Origin of the sequence: Intrasporangium sp., assembly GCF_032907665.1 — a bacterium.
Taxonomy (GTDB): domain Bacteria; phylum Actinomycetota; class Actinomycetes; order Actinomycetales; family Dermatophilaceae; genus Intrasporangium.
Genome location: NZ_JAJJPG010000257.1, coordinates 1 through 2,607 on the forward strand (window position 1 = coordinate 1; position 2,607 = coordinate 2,607).

The 2,607-nt window shown below is 71.1% G+C and carries 3 protein-coding genes; 1 reads left to right on the forward strand and 2 read right to left on the reverse strand.

Features of this window, described 5'->3' with window-relative positions; translation table 11 throughout:
• Both LOY02_RS19125 and LOY02_RS19130 read right to left on the reverse strand, forming a co-directional pair.
• Positions 1 to 412, reverse strand: a 412-nt coding sequence (locus LOY02_RS19125; RefSeq protein WP_317183948.1) for an SRPBCC domain-containing protein, incomplete at its 3' end; no start/stop codon positions are given.
• Positions 345 to 800 (reverse strand): metalloregulator ArsR/SmtB family transcription factor, encoded by a 456-nt coding sequence (locus LOY02_RS19130; protein WP_317183949.1) that lies wholly within the window; start codon positions 798 to 800, stop codon positions 345 to 347. The genes LOY02_RS19125 and LOY02_RS19130, both read right to left, overlap by 68 nt.
• A gap of 156 nt (positions 801 to 956) precedes the next feature.
• Here LOY02_RS19130 and LOY02_RS19135 point away from each other — a divergent pair.
• On the forward strand, positions 957 to 2,607 hold a 1,651-nt coding region (locus tag LOY02_RS19135), incomplete at its 3' end, for an NAD-binding protein (RefSeq protein ID WP_317183950.1).

A 2,607-nucleotide genomic window follows, 5' to 3' on the forward strand; every position in this document is an offset into this window, starting at 1 on the left:
TGCCGACCGCTCCTGGACCGAAGTCCGGCCAGCGCTCGTCGACGTGGGCGATGTGCTCGACGCGGATGCGCGACCCATCAGACTCCTCCGCGAAGGTCGCCACGACCCAGCTGACACCCAGACCGCCGAACTCCCACGTGACGGCGATGCGCTCCTGCGGCACGCACTGCTCGATGGTGCCGCCGGCGTTCCCGTGGAGCTGGTAACGGCCCCCCTCGCGCAGGTCGCCGGTGATCGGCATGAGCCAGCGGGAGATGCGCTCGGCATCGGTGCAGGCCCCCCACAGGTCGGCGAGGGGCACCGGGTAGGTCTGGGTGAGGACGACAGACTTGGTCTCCTTCCCGTCACGGGTTCCGGTTGCGACCGCGCGGTCGACGGCGTCGAGCTGGTCCAGAGGGTTGAGCGTGTCCATGGGGACCTCCTGTATGGGATGCGTTGTCTTGGTTGGCGTGCTCCGTTGCGGCCGGGGTCTGCTCGGCCGCGGCCCGGCTGCCCCGCCGCAGCTCCGTCCCGAGGGCGTCCAGGCGTTGCGTCCAGAAGGCACGGAACTGGGAGAGCCACATGTCCAGCTCCTCGAACGGGGCGGGATCGACCGAATAGAGGCGGCGGGTCCCCTCGGCGCGGACCGTGGTGAACCCGTTGTCCCGCAACACCTTGAGGTGCTGTGAGACGGCCGGGTGCGAGATGCCGAACTCGTCGCCGATGACGCGCGCCAGCTCCCCGGACGACAGCTCACCCCGACTCAGCAGCTCGAGCAGCCGTCGCCGGACCGGGTCACCGAGGACGTCGAGCGCGTGCATGTCCTCATTATTTTGGTTCTGCTTAATTAAGTCAAGGGAAAAATAAGGCGTTCTCTCGCTCGTGACTGATGCACCACAGTCACCACCTGGCCCGACACGGCGCTGTTAGCGTGAAATCGGGTCGATCGTCCACGACGACGCACCCTGGAGGCCGTGATGGGCGACAGCGAGAGACGATTCCCGCGGTGGCGCCTCGTCGCCACGGGCAGCCTGCTCGCGCTCGCCCTCGGGATCTGGGGGTTCGGGCGCTACGACCCGGCAGCCTCGGTCATCGAGGGCTTCTACCGTTCGCTTCAGTTCTTCGTCCTCGAGTCCGGTGACACCTCGCCGCCGTTGCCCTGGCAGCTCGAGGTCGCTCGTCTGCTCGCCCCGGCCATGACGGTGACGTCGGCAGCCTTTGCGGCCCTGTCCGTGTCGCGCAACCGCGTTGACGCCTGGCGAGCCGGCCGGCGCGCCGGCCACGTCGTCGTGTGCGGACTCGGGATGCGCGGAGCGCCTGCAGCCCTGACCCTGGAGCGCGCCGGTCACGATGTCGTCGGAGTCGACGCCGACCCACTGAGCGCCGGTGTGCGACGCTGCCGACACCATCGGATCCCCGTCGTCATCGGGGACGCCGGCGACCCTCTCGTGCTCGCCCGAGCCCGCGTGGCCTCGGCCGCGCACGTCATCGTCCTCACCCCCGCGCTCGAGCTGTCCGGTCGCGTCGCCCTCGCCGCCGTCGAGCAGGCCTCGACCCGCGACGGCGAGCCCCTGTCCATCCACCTCGAGGTCGACCGTCCCGAGCTGGCGTCGCTCCTGAAAGCGGTCCAGCTCACGGAGCACCAAGGCGCCACCTGGCAGCTCGAGGACCTCGACCTCTCCGGGGTCGGAGCCCGCGCGATGCTCGACGCCCTCCATCCCTGGCCCGAGAACGCGGACCGAGCCCACGTCGTCGTCGTCGGCGCCGAGCCACTCGCCGTCGCGGTCACGCGCGAGCTGCGGCGCCGGTGGCTGCGGACCGGGCACCGGCCCGACGACCTGCACATCACCGAGATCGGCGCTGGCCGGGATCGCAGTCCAGCCGACACAGACCTCGCCACCTGGGACCTGACCTCCGCCTATGTCACCCTCACCGACGAGGCCGAGGCCCTGGCCAGTGCCCTGGCCCTGCAGCAGGACCACCGAGGTCTGCCCGTCCTCGTCAGACTCGAGCAGGCCGTCGCCTTCGGTGAGCTCGTGCGCCGGGAGTCGGTCGGTCTGGAGACCATCTCGCTCGACTCGAGCGTCCTCACGGCCGAGGTCCTGCTCGCCAGCACCACCGAACGAGTCGCCAGGGCCCTGCACGACTCCTACCGGCGGACCCGGGCGCATGACGACCCGTCCGCAGCCCCCTGGGAGCACCTGCCGGAGCCGCTCCGGGCCTCCAACCGGGCCCAGGCCCAGGCCGTCGCGGACAAGATCCGGGCCACCGGCCGCATCCTCGTGCCCGACGACGGCAGCGTCCCCGATGGGTTCACCCCCGACGAGGTGGATCAGCTCGGCGAGCTCGAGCACGAGCGCTGGGTGGCTGAGCGACGGGCGGCCGGCTGGACCGCCGGGCCGCGTGACGCCGCTGCGCGGACGACGCCGTACCTCGTGCCGTGGGAGGAGCTCGACGAGGACGTCCGGGAGCTCGACCGGCAGTTCATCCGTGCCCTCCCCGAGATCCTGGCGGACGCAGGACTCCTCCTGCGACGCCGCACGCACCTGGACCCCGTCGGGCAGGAGAGAGCTGCCCGGCAGGGCAACGCCCGGCAGGGCAACGTCCGGCAGGGCAGCCAGACGGAGG

Bases quoted from the DNA above. Each gene is read 5' to 3' on its own strand.
- LOY02_RS19130 (WP_317183949.1), bottom strand. From the start codon at position 800: ATGCACGCGCTCGACGTCCTCGGTGACCCGGTCCGGCGACGGCTGCTC.